Consider the following 18,754-nt stretch of genomic DNA (forward strand, 5'->3'; position numbering starts at 1 on the left):
CCGTGCCTGCCCCGTTCTTTGCCCCTCTCAACACCGCCGTTTCAGGAGGCCAGGATGCACAATGACGGAAAGGTGGTGCCTATCAACAGGGCACAGGCCACGCCATCGCCGCTCGCGCGCCTGCCGGTGGTGTTGCTGCAGGTGCGTGACAAGGCCGCGCAACAATTGCAGCAGGGTTTGCAGGAACTGTTCGATAACGCCGACGACACCCTGTTCGAAATGGCTGACAAGGCCCGAAGCACCGTCGACCATCATATTTTTTTCGAAGCAATGCGCGACCTGCGCCTCAAGCGCAAGAACTTCGAACGCGTGTTCATGGAGCAGCTGTTTGTCGCCTTCGCCAATCTGGGCCAGGCCGGAAGCGGCGATCTGCACCTGGTGCCGGTGGTGTCCTACGAAGCGGTATCCGGTACCAGTGCCGACGATATGGAAAAAGCCGTAGCCCTTGAGGCGATGCTCGGTCGGGTGCGACATCGTGATGGCTTGGCCCTGGGACAGTTAAGCGCGCGCATGAGCCGATTGCTGGGCCGGCGACTGGATGACCATACCAACCCACTGGGTCCGGCACTGCTCTGTGAGTTTTTCCTGCAGGCAGGGCGCAGTCTGGGGGTGGAAATCCGCGTCAAACTGATCATGCTCAAGCTCTTTGAAAAATACGTGCTCAGTGACGCGGACCTGTTGTATGGCGAAGCCAATCAACTGCTGGTCGCCGTTGGTGTACTGCCTGAACTCAAGGCCGTGCCATCCCGTCGTCCCGGCGGGCGCGCCAGCCGGGAACACCAACGCGCCAGCCAGCCGATCGTCGACCCGCCGCTCGATAAAAGCGGCCAGCAAGCGTTCAGCGCGTTGCAGAAGTTACTGCAAGCCGTGCGTGGCAGCGTGGCGCCGACCCTCGAAGCCAGTGCCGAGCCGCAACCCATTGCCACCCGTGATCTGCTACGCCTGCTGTCGCATTTGCAGCAGTACGTCCCCGAGCCCGAGGCTGAAGACGATTTCGACCTGCGTAACCAGCTTGAACAGCTGCTCACCCGGGTCAGCGTCAAGAGTGGCAAGTCGCGGGTCCTGGAAGATGCTGACGAAGATGTAATCAATCTGTTCGCTATGCTGTTCGCGTTCATACTCGGTGATAGCAGCGTGCCGGACGCGTTCAAGGGCCTGATCGCCCGTTTGCAGATACCCTTGCTGAAAGTCGCCGTGCTGGACAAGAGCCTGTTCAGTTGCACGCGCCATCCGGCGCGACGCTTGCTCAATGACATCGCGGGCGCCGTCATGGGCTGGAGCCCGCCCGAAGACGCCTCCCGCGATACTCTGTACCTGTGTGTCGAGCAGGTCGTGCAGCGTTTATTGAATGAGTTTGTTGAAGACCCGGCGATTTTCTCCCAGCTACTGACCCAATTCAGCGCGTTTACCGCTGATGAATCCAGGCGCAGCGAGTTGCTTGAGCGCCATACCCGAGAGGCCGAGCAGGAGCGCCTGCATACCGAGGCTGCCCGCCAACGTGTGGCGCAGGTGCTTGATCGAAGGCTGGCGGGCAAGGTTCTGCCGCAGTTTGTGGTGCAATTCCTCCAGCAAGCCTGGAGCCAGGTGTTGCTATTGGCCATGCTCAAGCATGGCGGACAGTCGCTGCAATGGCAGGCAGCGCTGCGCACCCTGGATGAGTTGATCTGGAGCGTCGGCCTGCGGGAAGACACCGAAGCGGGCCGGCATTTGCTTGAGCAACTACCCGCGTTGCTCAAGGCGTTGCGTGACGGTTTGGCCGCTGCGGCGTTCGACTCTTTTAGCACCCGCGAATTTTTCCGGCGGTTGCAGGCCATGCATGTTCAGTGTTGCGGGGGCGACGGCGGCGAAGTGCTGGTCGAAGTCCGTGAGTCCTTCACGCTTGGCACCGGTGCGCCATCCGTCGTTGCGCCGCTGCCCGATGATGACCCCGACCTGCTCAAGGCCAGGCAGTTGCAGATCGGCGCCTGGGTAGTGTTTCAGCACGATCAGGAAATCGCCCTGCGCTGCAAGTTGACGGCAATCATGCCGCCTGCCAATACCTGTATTTTCGTCAGCCGCACCGGGCTCAAGGTTCTGGAAAAAACTACCGACCAATTAGCCCATGCGTTCAAGCGTGGTGTGCTGCGCACGCTGGATGATGGCCCTTTGTTCGAGCGTGCGCTGGCTGCGGTGATGGGCGACCTGCGTCAACTCAAACGCGGCAAGTGATCGCAACCGCAGGGTGGAACGCGGCATACTGGTAACACCTCGTCTCATTTCAGGAGCCTGTATGCAGTTGGACCCCGCCAGCGGTTGGTGCCAGGGCATCCGTCATTGCCCGTCGCCCAATTTCAACGAGCGCCCTGAAGGCGAAATCTCGCTGTTGGTGGTGCATAACATCAGCTTGCCTCCAGCGCAGTTCGCCACGGGCAAGGTGCAAGAGTTTTTTCAGAATCGTCTGGATGTTTCAGAGCATCCCTACTTTGCCGGTATCGACCACCTACGCGTGTCTGCGCATTTTCTGATTGAACGTGACGGCACTGTGACGCAATTTGTCTCGTGCCGGGACCGGGCCTGGCACGCCGGTATTTCCAGCTTCGAGGGGCGCGAGGTGTGCAATGATTTCTCGCTGGGGATCGAACTGGAAGGCACAGACGAACTGCCGTTCACCGATGCCCAGTACGCGGCGCTGACCGAGCTGACGCGCCAGTTGCTCAAGGCTTACCCAAAGATCACTCGCCAACGTATTTGTGGTCACAGCGATATCGCCCCGGGGCGCAAGACTGACCCGGGCCCCGCTTTTGATTGGGCGCGCTTTCTCGGCGCCCTGCAGGATGGAGGACACGAACAATGAGTTTCCTGGTGTTGGTGCTGGCGGTGTGGATCGAGAAGTTCTCGGCCTTGCGCCTGCGGTTGCAGCGCGACGGTGGATGGCTGCGTGAGCTGGCCAAGCTGGAGTCGAGCCCGCGCATGGGCAAGCGACCCTGGCTGATCCTGACGCTACTGGTGCTGCTGCCGGTAGCGTTGCTGGCGCTGTTGTTGTTGGTACTGGAGCCGGTGGCCTATGGCCTGTTGGCGTTACCTGTGCACATGCTGGTGGTGATCTATAGCCTGGGCCGTGGTGATTTATTGGCAGGGCTGGGGCCATTCCGTGATGCCTGGCGGCGTGGTGACCTGCAAGCCGCCGAGCATGTGGCCGAGCGCGACTTGAAGCTTGGCGCCGACAGTGGCGAGCAATTGCTGGAGCGGGTCCAGGGCTATCTGTTGTGGCAGGCATACCAGAGCTTTTTTGCGGTGATTTTCTGGTATTTCCTGCTGGGCCCGGTGGCGGCTTTGGCCTACCGGCTGTTGGCGCTGGCCAGCGAACATAGCCAGAACCCGTTGGTGGCTGAACGTGCCGCGCAGTTGCGTCACGCGTTTGACTGGTTGCCGGTACGCCTGTTGGCGGCGAGCTTTGCTTTGGTGGGCAACTTTGTCGGGGTCAGTCGGGTGATGCTCCACGAACTGCTGAGCTGGGACATCAGCGCGGCGCAGTTGATGGAAAAGGTCGGGCTGGCCGCGGCTGAAATCCCTCCTCCAGTGGTGGGGGCTGACGGCATCAATAGCCTGGATCGGTTGTGGGAGCTGCTGCTGCGTGCGGCGGTGTTGTGGTATGCCGGGTTTGCCATTTGGACTGTGTTGCCCTGAATACTGTGGGAGGTGAGCTTGCCCCCGATGACCACCGGGATCTACACATCTTGTGGGAGGGGGCTTGCTCCCGATGGCGGCCTCCGGGCCGACCAGGGTGCTGGATCAGACCGAGTACATATCCATTCCTGCGGTAACGGCCACGGTTGGTTCCGCTTTTACAGCGGGTCACTTTGGAAAAGAGCCCCAAAGTAACCAAAGGGCTCTTGCCCCACCACTCGGCACCTCGCTTAGGCTCGGTGTGCCCGTAATCCGCCAGTGATTTGGGAGGCCGCCGCCACGCGCCATCCATGGCGCGGGGCGGCTAAACCGGCATCCCTGCCGGTTTGCCCCCCAAATCCCTGTCGAATTCCGGCCAGCGTGGTTTGACGGGGCGCTTAAGATCAAGGTCAAGAGCGGCTCGCTTCGCATCGTGGCTACGGGGGCAAGCCCTCCTACATGTGCTCTCCGGATCTGCCGTTAACCTTACGTTACAAAACTTCCCTTCGAATTGAGCTATACAGACAGAGCGCCAAATAGTGGCTATCTGCCGCCGCCCTGCGCCTCAATAACAATAAAAGAAGGGGAGATCACCTGTGATGAGCTTGCTCTATCCTGCCGTCGCGCTGATGAACCGCCTGAGCTTCGGCATGAAGTTCAGCCTGATCAGCGTGCTGTTCCTGCTGCCGATGCTGGCGACCAACTATTACCTGGTGCGTGACTCGTGGCGCGAATTCCAGGGCACCCGTATCGAACTGCAAAGTCTCGACCTGCTTGGCAGCAGCCTGGCATTGCGTCGTGAGTTGGAAACGCTCAACAACCAGGTGCAGATCAACGTCATTCTCGGGCAGTCCGGCAAGGCGGCTGATCTTGAAGCGCAGATCACTGCCCTGGAGCAAGGTGTGCTGGAGCGGTTGCAGGGGTTGCACGCCATGGCGACGCAGCCCGAGCAAGTCGAGGTTTTTGAAAACAAGCGCGACGAGCTGATCGCCGCGTTCAAGGCGCAGCAACAGGAAACCTCGTTGCTCAACAAAGCGGCGTTGATCGGCAAGTTACTCAACCAGGCCCAGATGCTCAGCCAAATCATCGCCAGCCAAGCCGGCTTGAGCCGTGATGTGCAGAGTGACCTGCGCCAACTCAGCGACCTGGTCACTGCGGTCACCCCACAGGTCACCCAACTACTCGGTGAGGGCCGCGCGATGGGCGCGTATTCCCTGGGCCAGGGCTTTATCAATTCCTCCTCCAGTACGCGCTTTGACGAGTTACTGCAGCAGGTGGAAAAGCTCCAGGGCGAATACGGCTTGAAGCTGCAGGACGCGCTGGGCGCCAGCAACGCCGCGCATGCAGCACTCGATAGCTTGGCGCAAGCCAGCCAGGCCAGCCTCAAGCAAGGCAGTGAGTTGTTCGAAGAACAGGTAGTGATGGCCGAGACCCTGGATACACCTTGGCAAGGTTTTTACGACGGCGTCAGTCAACTGATGGCCAAGACCTATCAACTCGATGACGCCACCTTAGCGTTCATCGGCCAGCAACTGGAGCAGCGTCTGACGCAAAACCGCCTGCACATGGTGTTGCTGGTCGCGGCCCTGGTGGCGGTATTTGCGCTGATCTTCTACTTGTATGCAGGTTTCTTTGTCTCCACTCGCACTACCTTGCGCAGCCTGGGGGCGATGATGGACAAAGTCGCGGCCGGTGACATGACGGTCACTTTCGTCGCCCACAGCCGCGACGAGCTGGGAGACCTGGGCCAAGTATTCAATGGCACCGTGGCCAAGATCCACGACCTGATTGAGCGCGTCGGGCATACGGTCAGCCAGGTCGAGTTGCAGGCCAGCCAGGTGCAGACGATTTCGGCACAGAGTAACCAGGCGGTATCCGGCCAGCGCAGCCAGATCGAACAAGTGGCAACGGCGATGAACCAGATGTCTGCCACCGTACAGGAGGTGGCGCGCAGCGCGGCGGCGGCGGTCAACAGTGCACAGAGTGTCAATGATGAAACCGTCAGCGGACGGGCGCTGGTGCAATCTCAACAAAGCGGCATCGCACGCCTGGCTTTGGAGATCGATGAGTCGGTGCGGGTGATCAATCAGTTGGCGGCCGATAGCCAGTCCATCAGCAGCGTATTGGAGGTGATCAAGAGCATCGCCGAGCAAACCAATTTGCTGGCGCTCAACGCGGCCATCGAAGCTGCGCGTGCCGGTGAGCAAGGACGCGGTTTTGCCGTAGTGGCCGATGAGGTGCGCACCCTGGCCCGGCGTACCCAGCATTCCACCGGAGAAATCGAACAAATGATCAGCCGCTTGCACAGCGGCGTCGGCGCAGCGGTAAAGGCGATGGGCAGTAGCCATGAAATGGCGAGTGGCACGGTAGGGCAGTCGGAAAAGGTCCAGCACGCCCTGGAAAATATCCTCGGTGCCGTAGGCATGATTGTTGACCAGAACCAGCAGATCGCCGCTGCCGTGGAGCAGCAAACGGCGGTCGCTCACGACATCGACCAGAATATTGTCCAAATCAACCGCGCCGGTGAACATGCAGCACAAGGCGCCCAACAGACCGAAGCGGCCAGCCGGCAGTTGTCGGCGCAGGTCATTGAGCTGAAGCAATTGATTGGTGCGTTTCGGGTGTAAGAACTTTCTGTGGGACTGGGCCATGAATCACGTGGCATTTGTCCTGATTTGCCGGGCTGTGTTTTATCGCGACGTGAATGGGTGAGAATTTGTTTCATCAGTCACGGTCACGAGGGGATACGACGATGGCCGCTGCAATCGGCATCAAAGGGCATTGTGCCCAGTGCAACATGACGTTTGAACTCAAGCCTTGGCAACTGAACGCCATCGCCATGGAAGTACCGTTTGACTGTGCGTACTGCCACTCGGGCCTGCAGTTGTGCTGCCACAAGCAGTTGCGTCAGTTTCGCGCCCTGGACCAGTGGGCGCTGGTGCGGCCCGGCATGATCATGCTGACGTGCGCGACCTTGCTGATGGCGTTGTTCGCAGAGTGGTTGGGGCTGCTCAGCGTGATCGGGCAGCTGAACATTTCGCTGGTCGCGGTGTTGATTTATCTGCTGGTCGTGCGCTACGCCCGTTATCGGCAAAGGATGACCTTGAACTTGCAGGTCATCAGCCCGCTACCAGTTGAACAGCTCGCACGCATTGCGTGTGCTCGTCTCACCCAGCAATAAAGGGCTGATGCCCATACGCTCAGCCAGGGCGGTGCAGATATCCGGCAGGTGTTGCGGGCAATTGCGCTGGTTGGGATACATGGCCGGGGCCATGTCCGGCGAATCGGTTTCCAGTACCACGGCTTCAAGAGGCAGTTGTGCCAGTACCTTGTGCATGCGCAGGGCCTGGGGCCAAGTGGCGGCGCCGCCCAGACCGAGTTTGAAGCCCAGTTTGATGTACTCGCGGGCCTCTTCAATGCTGCCGGCGAACGCATGAATGATCCCGCCCCTCGGTAGACGGATGCGCTTGAGCGTGGCAATCACGACGGCGTGGCTGCGGCGTACATGCAGCAAGGCGGGGAGTTGGAAATCCGCCGCGAGTTTCAGCTGGGCTTCGAACAGGCTTTGCTGGCGCTCGCGATCCAGGTGCTCAAGGAAGTAATCCAGACCGATTTCGCCCACGGCGCAGAGTTGCCGATGGCCGTGCAAGCGCGTCAACCAGTCACCCAGCTCCAGCAGGTCGGCAGGGCGATGCTCATCGAGATACACCGGGTGCAAACCAAAGGCAGCGAACAAACCGTCGTCCTGCTGCACCAGATCCCACAGCCGCTGCCAGTTTTTCTGATACACCCCCAGTACCACCAGACGCCGTACCCCGAGTTCACGGCTATGGGCGAGGACTTGCGGGCGGTCGTGATCGAAGTCCGCAAAGTCCAGGTGGGTGTGGGTGTCGATCAGCTCCACGTTCAGACCTCGTGAATGCGCTGCTTGAACGTGCGGCCAATCGCATGCACACCCGGTTGGTACTGTTCTTCTTCAATGGCCGCCAGGGCCAGGCGCAGAGCTGTCTCGGCGATCAGTTGATGTTGCTGGGCCATGGCGTTGACTGGCAGCGGCAGGAAGTCCAACAGTTGGGTGTCGCCAAAGGTGCCCAGGCGTAGCGGCCGCGACCGGAGCGGGAAGTCATGCAGCGCATCGAACACGCCTTGCAGCAGCACGTAGGAGGTAGTCACCAGCGCGTCAGGCAAATGCCCCAGGCGCTGCAGCAGTTGCTCCATCAGCTGTCGGCCACAGTCACGGCTGAAGGCTTCGCCCTGTTCGATGATCACTTCGCCGGTGAAGTCTTGCAGCGCTTCACGAAAACCCGCAGTACGTTCCTGGCTGATGCTCAGCTCGGGACGTGCGCCGATCAGCGCGATTTGCTTGGGCAGCGGTTGTAGCAGGCTGCTGGTGAGTTGCTGACAGGCCTGGTGATCATCGCTGACCACTGAGCAGAACTGGTCAGGCTCCATCACCCGGTCGATGGCAATCACCGGCAACCCCTTGGCTTGCAAGTCTCGATAGCTGTCATCGCTGGCCGGCAGGCAACTGGCGACGAACAACGCATCGCAACGCCGCGCACGGAACAGTTGCAGCAGTTGGCGTTCGCTGTCGGCTTCGTCATCGGAGCTGGCAATCAGCAACTGATAGCCCCGTGCCCGGGCGCCTTGCTCCAACAGTTTGGCAATGCGTGCGTAGCTGGGGTTTTCCAGGTCTGGCAGGATGAACCCCAGGGTGCGCGTATGCCGGCTGCGCAGCCCGGCGGCTTGGGGGTTGGGGGTAAAACCATGGGCCTGGACCACGGCACGCACACGCTCAACGGTTGCGTTGCTGATGCGCTGCTGTTCGGCCTTGCCATTGATGACATAGCTGGCGGTGGTCACGGACACACCGGCCAGACGTGCAATATCACTGAGTTTCAAACCGGGATTTCCTTGTTTTTTAGAGCGTGCCCCGACATTTTGTCCAATCGTAACCGATTCCAGCCCACGACCAATGTCCCACGACAGGTGCCGAGTGGTGCTTCAAGCTTGCGCAATTAACGCGTAATCTGCCATAAATTCTAGATTAAACGTTTCAGCAAGCGTATTTTTACGATGTTCGCCGCTGAGTGGCTACTGCCAATTGACCACTCAGTCAGTTATTTTTGAACGTCCCGCGCTGATTTATTCAAAACAATACCTAGTGCGCACATCGCACTAACTAGGAGAACGGCATGCTTGAGCTCACTGTAGAGCAGATATCCATGGGCCAGGTGGCTGTGGATAAATCTGCTGCCTTGCACCTGCTCGCTGACAAACTGGTGGCCGATGGCCTGGTTGCCGAGGGCTATCTGAGCGGCCTGCAAGCCCGTGAGGCCCAGGGTTCGACCTTTCTCGGCCAGGGCATCGCCATTCCCCACGGTACGCCAGAGACCCGCGACCAGGTGTTCACCACGGGTGTGCGCCTGCTGCAGTTCCCCGAAGGGGTGGACTGGGGCGATGGCCAGATCGTCTACCTGGCGATTGGCATCGCCGCCAAATCCGACGAACACCTGCGCTTGCTGCAACTGCTGACCCGTGCCCTCGGTGAAACCGACCTCGGCCAGGCGTTGCGCCGTGCCGGCAGTGCCGAAGCGTTGTTGAAGCTGTTGCAAGGTGCGCCCCAGGAACTGGCGCTGGATGCGCAGATGATCAGCCTGGGCGTGTCTGCCGATGATTTTGAAGAGTTGGTATGGAGGGGCGCGCGCCTGCTGCGCCAGGCCGACTGCGTGAGCAATGGTTTTGCTGCGGTGTTGCAACAGGTCGACGCGTTGCCCCTGGGCGATGGCCTGTGGTGGTTGCACAGTGAACAGACAGTCAAGCGTCCGGGCCTGGCGTTTGTCACGCCGGACAAACCCATGCGCTACCTCGGCCAGCCGCTGCACGGCCTGTTCTGCCTGGCGAGCCTGGGCGAAGCCCACCAAACCTTGCTTGAACGCTTGTGTGCCCTGTTGATTGAAGGGCGCGGCCAGGAATTGGGGCGTGCCACCAGCAGCCGTGCGGTGCTTGAAGTGCTGGGCGGCGAATTGCCACCGGACTGGCCCAGCGCCCGCATCAGCCTGGCCAACGCCCACGGCCTGCACGCCCGTCCGGCCAAGATCCTTGCGCAACTGGCGAAAAGTTTTGACGGCGATATCCGCGTGCGCATCGTTGATGGACCGGTGGGCGCGGTATCGGTCAAAAGTTTGAGCAAGTTGCTCAGCCTCGGTGCGCGTCGTGGCCAGGTGCTGGAGTTTGTCGCCGAGCCGACGATTGCCGGCGATGCACTGCCTGCACTGTTGGCCGCGGTAGAGGAGGGCCTTGGCGAAGAGGTCGAACCATTGCCGGCCCTGAGCGCCCAGCCTGCTCCTGTGGATATCGAGCCGGTGCTCAGCGCGCCATCGAGCGGCAGCCAGATCCAGGCCATCGCCGCCGCGCCGGGCATCGCCATCGGCCCGGCGCATATCCAGATTCCACAGCTGTTCGATTATCCCCTGCGCGGTGAGTCTGCCGCCACTGAACGCCAGCGCCTGCACGCCGCCCTGGGCGATGTGCGTAAGGATATCCAGGGCCTGATCGAGCGTAGCCAGGCCAAGGCCATCCGCGAGATTTTCATTACCCATCAGGAGATGCTCGACGACCCGGAACTGACCGACGAAGTCGATACCCGCCTCAAGCAGGGCGAAAGCGCCGAAGCTGCGTGGATGAGTGTGATCGAAGCCGCCGCCAAGCAGCAGGAAGCCTTGCAGGACGCCTTGCTGGCCGAGCGCGCCGCTGACCTGCGTGACATCGGCCGTCGCGTGCTGGCGCAGTTGTGCGGCGTCGAAACCGTCCAGGAACCCAGCGAGCCCTACATTCTGGTGATGGATGAAGTCGGCCCCTCGGACGTTGCGCGCCTGGACCCGGCCCGCGTAGCCGGCATTCTGACTGCCCGCGGTGGTGCCACCGCTCACAGCGCCATCGTCGCGCGCGCCCTGGGGATTCCCGCCTTGGTCGGTGCTGGTGCTGCGGTGCTGCTGCTGAGCGCCGGTACGCCACTGCTGCTCGACGGCCAGCGCGGTCGCCTGCATGTCGACCCGGACGCCGCCACCCTGCAACGCGCCACCGTGGAGCGCGACACCCGCGAACAACGCTTGCAAGCTGCCTCGGCTCAACGCCACGAGCCGGCGCTGACCCGTGACGGTCACGCCGTGGAAGTGTTCGCCAATATCGGTGAAAGCGCCGGTGTGGCGAGTGCGGTGGAGCAGGGCGCCGAAGGCATTGGCCTGCTGCGCACCGAACTGATTTTCATGGCCCACCCTCAGGCGCCGGACGAGGCTACCCAGGAAGCCGAGTACCGCCGCGTCCTCGATGGGCTCGGCGGTCGCCCGCTGGTGGTGCGCACCCTCGATGTAGGCGGCGACAAGCCCTTGCCCTATTGGCCCATCGCCCAGGAAGAAAACCCCTTTCTTGGCGTGCGCGGCATTCGCCTGACCTTGCAACGCCCGCAGATCATGGAAGCGCAATTGCGGGCACTGCTGCGTTCGGCGGATAACCGGCCGCTGCGCATCATGTTCCCCATGGTCGGCAGCGTGGATGAATGGCGCGCCGCCCGCGACATGACCGAGCGCCTGCGCCTGGAAATCCCGGTCGCTGATTTGCAACTGGGCATCATGATCGAAGTGCCGTCAGCCGCCTTGCTGGCGCCGGTACTGGCCAAGGAAGTCGACTTCTTCAGCGTCGGCACCAACGACCTGACCCAGTACACCCTGGCCATCGACCGCGGCCACCCGACCCTGTCGGCCCAGGCCGATGGCTTGCACCCAGCGGTCTTGCAACTGATCGACATCACCGTGCGCGCCGCCCATGCCCATGGCAAATGGGTCGGCGTGTGCGGTGAGTTGGCGGCAGACCCGCTGGCGGTGCCGGTGCTGGTCGGCCTGGGGGTGGATGAGTTGAGCGTGTCAGCCCGCAGCATTCCTGAAGTGAAGGCGCGGGTGCGCGAATTCAGTCTGAGCGAGGCCCAGGGCCTGGCGCAACAAGCACTGGCGGTGGGTTCGCCCGCGCAAGTGCGTGCCCTAGTGGAGGCCGTGTAGATGGCGAAGATTCTGACCCTGACGCTGAACCCGGCGTTGGACCTGACGGTGCGCCTGGCGCGCCTGGAGCCCGGTGCAGTCAATCGCAGTGAGGCGATGTTGACCCACGCGGCCGGCAAGGGCGTGAATGTGGCGCAGGTGCTGGCCGATCTGGGCCACCACGTCAGCGTTGGCGGGTTTCTCGGTGACGCGAACCCTCAGGCTTTCGACGCGCTGATCGCCAGCCGCGGGTTTGGCGATGCGTTCGTCCGCGTGCCGGGCGAAACCCGCAGCAATATCAAGATTGCCGAACAGGACGGACGTGTCACCGATATCAATGCGCCGGGGCCGCTGGTGAGTGAAGCGGCGCAAACAGCGCTGCTTGAGATGATCGCGAAGAAGGGTGCGCAATTCGATGCGGTGGTGGTGGCCGGTAGCTTGCCGCGCGGCGTCAGCCCGCAGTGGTTTCAAGCACTGTTGGGTCAGTTGAAAGACCTCGGTTTGAAAGTCGCCCTGGACACCAGTGGTGAAGCGTTGCGCGCTGGTTTGCAGGCTGGCCCGTGGCTGGTCAAACCCAATACCGAAGAGCTGGCAGAGGCCCTGGATAATGCCACCGATGCCATCAGCCAATTGCATCAGCAAGGCGTCGAGCATGTGGTGGTCTCCGACGGCGCCGCAGGCGTGACCTGGTACCGCCCAGGCGCGGCTCTACACGCCACGCCACCCAAGGTGACGGTGGCCAGTACCGTGGGCGCTGGCGACTCGCTGCTGGCCGGGATGCTTCACGGTTTGCTCAGTGGCGATACGCCTGAGCACACTTTGCGCCGCGCCACGGCGATTGCCGCGATGGCCGTCACGCAGATCGGTTTTGGCATCAGCGATGACGCGCAGTTGGCGCGCCTGGAAAGCGGCGTCGATGTACGCGCGCTGACAGAACAATAAGAGGGTTTGTGATGAAGTTAGCCATTGTTACCGCCTGCCCCAACGGCATGGTCACCAGTGTGCTGTGCGCCCGCTTGTTGGACGCCGCCGCCCAGCGCATGGGCTTGCACACCAGTGTCGAGGTCGTTGATGTGCAGCGCCCGGAACGTCAGTTGTCCCAAGCCACGATCGATGATGCCGAGTGGGTACTGCTGGTCAGCAGCACGCCGGTGGATATGCAGCGTTTTGTCGGCAAACGCGTGTTTCAAACCACACCGGCCCAGGCGCTGGCAGATGTCGAAGGCGTATTGCGCCGGGGCGCTGAAGAGGCCCAGGTGTATGTCGCCAGTGACGCCCCGGTATCGGCGAAGAATGCGCCGCGTATCGTCGCGATTACTGCGTGCCCGACCGGGGTGGCCCACACCTTCATGGCCGCCGAAGCCTTGCAGCAGACCGCCAAGCGCTTGGGCTACGACTTGCAGGTCGAGACCCAAGGCTCGGTCGGCGCCCGCACACCGCTGAGCCCGCAAGCCATCGCCGAGGCCGACGTGGTGTTGCTGGCGGCGGATATTGAAGTCGCCACCGAGCGTTTTGCCGGCAAGAAAATTTACCGCTGTGGCACCGGCATCGCCCTCAAGCAATCCGAAGCCATCCTTAACAAAGCCCTGGCTGAAGGCGCGGTGGAAAACGCCGCCAGCGGCGCGCCGGCCAAGTCGGAGAAAACCGGGGTCTACAAGCACCTGCTCACTGGCGTGTCGTACATGTTGCCGATGGTGGTGGCGGGGGGCTTGTTGATCGCCTTGTCATTTGTGTTCGGCATCCATGCTTTCGAACAGCCAGGCACCTTGGCAGCGGCGCTGAAAAGCGTCGGTGACCAGGCATTCCTGCTGATGGTACCGCTGCTGGCGGGCTACATCGCCTACTCGATCGCCGACCGTCCTGGCCTGGCGCCGGGCATGATCGGCGGCTTGCTGGCGGGGACGCTGGGGGCTGGGTTTATCGGCGGCATCCTGGCCGGTTTCGTCGCGGGTTACTGCGTCAAGCTGATCAGCCGTGCGGTGCAATTGCCCCAGAGCCTGGAGGCGCTCAAGCCGATCCTGATCATCCCGTTACTGGCGAGCCTGTTTACCGGCTTGGTGATGATCTACCTGGTGGGCCCGCCGGTCGCACGTTTGCTGACGGGTCTCACCGATTTTCTCAGCACCATGGGCACTACCAACGCAGTGCTGCTGGGCATTTTGCTCGGCGGCATGATGTGCGTGGATTTGGGCGGGCCGATCAACAAGGCGGCGTATGCGTTTTCTGTCGGCCTGCTGGCGGCGTCGAGCGGCGCACCGATGGCCGCGACCATGGCTGCCGGCATGGTGCCGCCGATTGGCATGGGCATCGCTACGTTATTGGCTCGGCGCAAGTTCGCCCAGACTGAACGCGAAGCCGGCAAGGCCGCGATGATCCTGGGCCTGTGCTTTATCTCCGAAGGCGCGATCCCGTTCGCGGCCAAAGACCCGCTGCGCGTGATCCCGGCCAGCATCGCCGGTGGCGCGCTGACCGGTGCGCTGTCGATGTACTTCGGCTGCAAGTTGGCCGCGCCCCATGGCGGGTTGTTTGTGCTGGTGATTCCGAATGCGATGAACCACGCGTTGTTGTACTTGCTGGCGATTGTGGCGGGCAGTGTGTTGACGGGGTTGGTGTATGCGCTGCTCAAGCGACCGGAAGCCGTGGAGCTGACGGTCACTGCTGCCAGGGGCTGATGGGATTCAGAATGTGGGAGGGAGCAAGCCCCCTCCCACATTTGGATCTCCATTGTTTGTAAGGCCGGTGTCATCTTCGTTTCATCCCATCATGCTTTAGTGGCCCTTTTGATACTCAAGAGGGCACCTGCATGAGCCACTTCGATCTCGGCCGCCGCCGCGTGATGCAAGCCGTGGGCGCCGGCCTGTTGTTGCCGGGCCTGGCCCCGGCGGTGATCGCTTCGGTGAAGGACCGGCCGCAACTCACGGATGGCGTGCAATCGGGCGACCTACTCGGCGACCGTGCGATGATCTGGAGCCGCAGCGACCGCCCCGCGAAGATGGTGGTGGAGTGGGATACGCGCAGTGTGTTCAGCAACCCCCGCCGATTGGTTTCCCCGCTGGCCGACAGCCGCAGCGACTTTACTGCCCGTGTCGAGCTCACCGGTTTGCCGGTCGATCAGTCGATCTTCTACCGTGTTCACTTCGAAGACGCCCAGACCGGTGTCGCCAGCGAGCCCTGGTTCGGTCACTTGCGCAGCGAGCCGCAACAGCGTCGCGATATCCGCTTTGTATGGAGCGGCGACACCGTTGGCCAAGGCTTCGGCATCAACCCGGAGATTGGCGGTATGCGTATCTACGAAGCCATGCGCCTGCGCCTGCCAGACTTTTTTATCCACAGCGGCGACACCATCTACGCCGACGGCCCGGTGCCCGCGCAGTTGACCACCGAAGGCGGACGTATCTGGCGCAACATCACCACCGAGGCCAAGAGCAAAGTGGCGGAAACCCTCGATGAGTATCGCGGCAATTACCGCTACAACCTGCTGGATGAAAACGTGCGCCGCTTCAATGCCCAAGTGCCGCAGATCTGGCAGTGGGACGATCATGAGGTGATCAATAACTGGTCCTCCAGCAAGCAACTGGATGAGCGTTACCAGACCCGCGACATCAATACCCTGGTCGGCCGTGCGCGGCAGGCCTGGCTGGAATATTCACCGATGCGCCGCCAGAGTGCCGACGGCGGCGGGCGTATTTATCGCAAGCTCAGTTACGGGCCGCTGCTGGACGTGTTTGTGCTGGATATGCGCAGCTATCGTGGGCCGAATGATGACAACCTGGGCGGCGAAAAACCCTTCCTCGGCCGCCAGCAACTGGACTGGCTCAAGCGCGAACTCAAGGCGTCGCAGGCGCAGTGGAAGGTGATCGCCGCCGACATGCCGATCGGCCTGGGCGTGCCCGACGGTGAAGTCAGCCCCGGCGTGGCGCGTTGGGAAGCCATCGCCAATGGCGACCCCGGCCCGGCGCAAGGGCGTGAGCTGGAGATTGCCGAACTGCTTGGCTTTCTGCGTGCGCAGAAGGTGCGCAACCATGTGTGGCTGACGGCCGATGTGCACTACTGCGCGGCGCACCACTACCACCCGGACCGGGCGGCGTTCCAGGATTTCGAGCCGTTTTGGGAGTTTGTGGCAGGGCCGCTGAATGCCGGCAGCTTCGGGCCGAATCCGTTGGATAAAACCTTTGGCCCGCAAGTGGTGTTCGAGAAAGCGCCGCCTGCGCAAAACACCTCGCCGTTTGCTGGCTTTCAGTTTTTTGGTGAAGTGCAGATTGATGGGCAGACGGGGGAGTTGACCGTCATTTTGCGCGATCTCGATGGCGTTTCGGTGTTTGAGCAAAAACTGCAACCTGCCTGATTGGAATGCAGTTAAAACTGTGGGAGGGAGCAAGCCCCCTCCCACAATTGATCTTCATTGCCTGACGGGTCAGTAGACATCCCGGCGATAGCGGCCCTGTTCAATCAAGCGCTCCACCGCCTCACTGCCCAGGATATCCACCAACGCCTGATCCACCCCCGTCGCCATCCCTTGCAAACTGCCGCACACATAAATCGCCGCGCCGTCCGCCAGCCATTTGCGCAACACATCTGCCGATTCGCGCAGGCGATCCTGTACGTAGATCTTCTCTTCCTGGTCCCGGGAAAACGCCAGCTCCAGCAGCGCCAGGTCGCCACTGGCGAGCCAGCCTTGCAGTTCGTCCTGGCACAGGTAATCGTGGGCGATATTGCGCTCGCCAAACAGCAACCAGTTACGCTGCTGGCCATCGGCAATACGCGCCTTGAGCAGGCTGCGCAGGCCCGCAAGGCCGGTACCGTTGCCCAGCAGGATCAACGGCACGGGAGCGTCCGGCAGGTGGAAGGCACTGTTGCGGCGCAGGCGCAGGCTGATACCCGAACCGATGGAGGCGTGTTCGGTCAGCCAGCCGGAGCCCAGGCCCAGGCTGCCGTCGGGGTGGCGTTCCTGGCGCACGATCAGTTCCAGCACGCCGTCGCTGGCAATCGAGGCGATGGAATATTCGCGCATACCCAGGGGCACCAGTGCGTCCACCAGGGCTTGGGCATGCAAGCCGACCAGGTGTGCACGGTTGTCCGGCAGTTGACGGTTGGCCAGGGCTTGATCGAGCGTTTGTGCCAAGCCGTCGATCAACACGCCGTCACTGCCGGCCAGGCCGAGGCCGTCGAGGAAATGCTCCACGGCCCACGGACAATTGCGCGGCAAGACCTCCACCAAGTCACCGGCGAGCCAGCTCTGAGGCGAGGGTGGAGTGAGACCTAGCAGGTAGACATCGGCCCCCGCGCTGCCGGGGTTGAGCAGGCGGCGTTGGCTCAACGTCCAGTTTTCGTACGGGTCTGCCTGCCAGGCTGCCGCGGATGCGTGACCGGTGAGTTGGCCCAGTTGCTGTTGCCAGGTGTGCAAGGCCACTGCGTCGCCGCTGTCGACTTCCACCGGGGCAAACAGCGGGTTACCGCCCTGGTTGGTCAGCCAGAAATGCAGGCGCCGGGCGAAGCCACAGAAGTGTTCATACTGCCGATCACCCAGGGCCAGTACCGAGTAGTTCAAGCCTTTGAGGGGCAGGTCCTGGCCGAGCACGCTGCGCTCGAAACCACGGGCGCTGTCGGGGGCTTCGCCATCGCCGAAGGTGCTGACCACAAACAGCGCATGTTGCGATTGGCTGAGGTCGTCGCGGCTGACGCTGCCCAGGGGCTGCACCTTGACCGCAACGCCGGCGGCCTGCAATTGCCCGGCAGTCTGCCAGGCCAACTGTTCGGCAAAGCCGCTTTGGCTGGCAAACCCGATCAGCCAGGCCGGCGCATCGCTGTGAGGGGCACTCAAACTTTGGCGGGCTTCGCGTACCTGGCGTTTCTTGCGACGACGGTCGAGGTACAACAGCCAGCCAGTGATGAAAAACAGGGGCATGAGCAGCGAGCTGACGGTGAGCACGATGCGTCCGATCAGGCCGAAATAACTGCCGGTGTGCAACGCATAGACGCTGGTCAGCAATTGAGCCTTGAGGCTCTTGCTGGCATAGCGATCATGGGATTTGACCTCGCCGGTGGCCGGGTCCAGGTTGATCTGGTTCAGCGCACGGTCATGGGGTGAATCCTTGAGCAGGTAGTACACGGTGGCCGGTTGCCCGGCGACGGCCGGCATACGGATATTGTAGGCACTCAGGTCGGGGCCGGCGTTGCTGTAGATGCTGCTCCAGATCGCGTCGTAGTTGGCTAGCGGAGCAGGGCCAGCAGGTGGCGGGCCGCGTTTACGCATCCGCTCGTTCTGCGGCGCATCGGAGAGCAGTTTGGTCACGCCCTGGTTGTACCAGTCGTAGGACCAATACAGCCCGGTCAGTGCCGCCAGCAGATAGAACAGCAGGCACCAGGTGCCGAACACCGAGTGCAGGTCCCAGTTGAAGCTGCGGCCCTTTTTGCGCCAGTCCAGGGTCAGCCACACGCGCCAGCTTTTTACCTGGCGCGGCCAGCGCAGGTACAAACCAGAGAGGCAGAAAAACACCAGGATCAGGGTGCAGGCGCCCGTGATATTGCGCCCAGTGTCGCCGATGGCGAGGAAGCGGTGCAGTTGCAGGATAAAGCCGAATACATCCTGGCCGACGGCGTCGCCCAGGTAGTCGCCGGTGTACGGGTCGAAGTAGCGCATCTGGCCACGACGCTCCCCCGGTGGCGGGGTGAAGGACACCCGGCCGGCATTGCCACTGTCGCTTTCTACCCACAGCATCGCGACGCTCTTGCCTTCGGTGGCCTCCAGTTTGCGCACCAGCTCGGCAGGCGGCAGTACGCCGGCTTCGCGTTTCTGTACGTTCAATACTGTGGGGTTGAGGGCCCGCAGGATTTCATCCTGGAACGAGTACGCAGCCCCGGTGATCCCCATCAAGGCCAGCACCAGCCCGGCAGTGATGCCGAAGAACCAGTGCAACTGAAACAGGGTTTTCTTCAACACGTCGGAGCGCCTCGCTGATCTGGATATCGATGTCACGGCGCGCATTATGCCGTGGGTTATCGAGAAAAATTCTGTTTTACACACAAAAGCCCCACGCATCCGATGCGTGGGGCCTTGGGTCGAGCATTGACTGCGT

Annotated in this window: 12 protein-coding genes; 9 read left to right on the top strand and 3 right to left on the bottom strand. The window is 61.9% G+C overall.

The genetic code is table 11. The annotated features are described in order from the left end of the window. Nucleotides 1-54 precede the first annotated feature (54 nt). From LJX92_RS03955 to LJX92_RS03975, 5 genes are all read left to right on the top strand, one after another. Nucleotides 55-2,208 (top strand): DUF1631 domain-containing protein, encoded by a 2,154-nt coding sequence (locus LJX92_RS03955; RefSeq protein WP_228309334.1) that lies wholly within the window; start codon nucleotides 55-57, stop codon nucleotides 2,206-2,208. Nucleotides 2,209-2,269: 61 nt separating this feature from the next. Then, complete coding sequence (gene ampD, locus LJX92_RS03960; protein ID WP_005784693.1) at nucleotides 2,270-2,833, top strand: 1,6-anhydro-N-acetylmuramyl-L-alanine amidase AmpD; 564 nt, start codon at nucleotides 2,270-2,272, stop codon at nucleotides 2,831-2,833. Next, the gene (ampE, locus tag LJX92_RS03965; RefSeq protein ID WP_032877836.1) at nucleotides 2,830-3,666 is read left to right on the top strand and encodes a regulatory signaling modulator protein AmpE; all 837 of its coding nucleotides are present in this window, start codon (nucleotides 2,830-2,832) and stop codon (nucleotides 3,664-3,666) included. Before ampD ends, ampE begins: the two co-directional genes overlap by 4 nt. A 575-nt stretch (nucleotides 3,667-4,241) precedes the next feature. Further along, the gene (locus LJX92_RS03970; protein ID WP_228309335.1) at nucleotides 4,242-6,272 is read left to right on the top strand and encodes a methyl-accepting chemotaxis protein; all 2,031 of its coding nucleotides are present in this window, start codon (nucleotides 4,242-4,244) and stop codon (nucleotides 6,270-6,272) included. A 125-nt stretch (nucleotides 6,273-6,397) separates the two neighbouring features. Further along, nucleotides 6,398-6,826, top strand: coding sequence for a hypothetical protein (locus tag LJX92_RS03975; RefSeq protein ID WP_032877832.1), 429 nt, complete (start codon nucleotides 6,398-6,400; stop codon nucleotides 6,824-6,826). Here the strand turns inward: LJX92_RS03975 and LJX92_RS03980 are convergent. Both LJX92_RS03980 and cra read right to left on the bottom strand, forming a co-directional pair. Then, nucleotides 6,773-7,549 (bottom strand): TatD family hydrolase, encoded by a 777-nt coding sequence (locus LJX92_RS03980; protein ID WP_032877831.1) that lies wholly within the window; start codon nucleotides 7,547-7,549, stop codon nucleotides 6,773-6,775. The genes LJX92_RS03975 and LJX92_RS03980 overlap by 54 nt on opposite strands. 2 nt (nucleotides 7,550-7,551) lie before the next feature. After that, nucleotides 7,552-8,547 (bottom strand): catabolite repressor/activator, encoded by a 996-nt coding sequence (gene cra / locus LJX92_RS03985; RefSeq protein ID WP_032877829.1) that lies wholly within the window; start codon nucleotides 8,545-8,547, stop codon nucleotides 7,552-7,554. A gap of 293 nt (nucleotides 8,548-8,840) precedes the next feature. Here cra and ptsP point away from each other — a divergent pair, with 293 nt between their 5' ends. From ptsP to LJX92_RS04005, 4 genes are all read left to right on the top strand, one after another. Further along, nucleotides 8,841-11,699 carry a phosphoenolpyruvate--protein phosphotransferase gene (ptsP, locus tag LJX92_RS03990; protein WP_228309336.1) on the top strand — a complete coding sequence of 953 codons (2,859 nt, stop codon included), beginning with the start codon at nucleotides 8,841-8,843 and terminating at the stop codon, nucleotides 11,697-11,699. Beyond that, nucleotides 11,700-12,620: a 1-phosphofructokinase gene (pfkB, locus tag LJX92_RS03995; RefSeq protein WP_223017578.1), complete on the top strand. Its 921-nt coding sequence runs from the start codon at nucleotides 11,700-11,702 to the stop codon at nucleotides 12,618-12,620. 11 nt (nucleotides 12,621-12,631) lie between these two features. Further along, complete coding sequence (locus tag LJX92_RS04000; protein ID WP_148853452.1) at nucleotides 12,632-14,350, top strand: PTS fructose-like transporter subunit IIB; 1,719 nt, start codon at nucleotides 12,632-12,634, stop codon at nucleotides 14,348-14,350. Between the two features lie 131 nt (nucleotides 14,351-14,481). Next, nucleotides 14,482-16,023 (top strand): alkaline phosphatase D family protein, encoded by a 1,542-nt coding sequence (locus tag LJX92_RS04005; protein WP_032877824.1) that lies wholly within the window; start codon nucleotides 14,482-14,484, stop codon nucleotides 16,021-16,023. A 69-nt stretch (nucleotides 16,024-16,092) separates the two neighbouring features. Here LJX92_RS04005 and LJX92_RS04010 read toward each other — a convergent pair whose 3' ends face one another. After that, complete coding sequence (locus tag LJX92_RS04010; RefSeq protein WP_228309337.1) at nucleotides 16,093-18,618, bottom strand: PepSY domain-containing protein; 2,526 nt, start codon at nucleotides 18,616-18,618, stop codon at nucleotides 16,093-16,095. Nucleotides 18,619-18,754: the final 136 nt, after the last annotated feature.

Source organism: Pseudomonas sp. HN8-3 (assembly GCF_020790195.1).
Classification (GTDB): domain Bacteria; phylum Pseudomonadota; class Gammaproteobacteria; order Pseudomonadales; family Pseudomonadaceae; genus Aquipseudomonas; species Aquipseudomonas synxantha_A.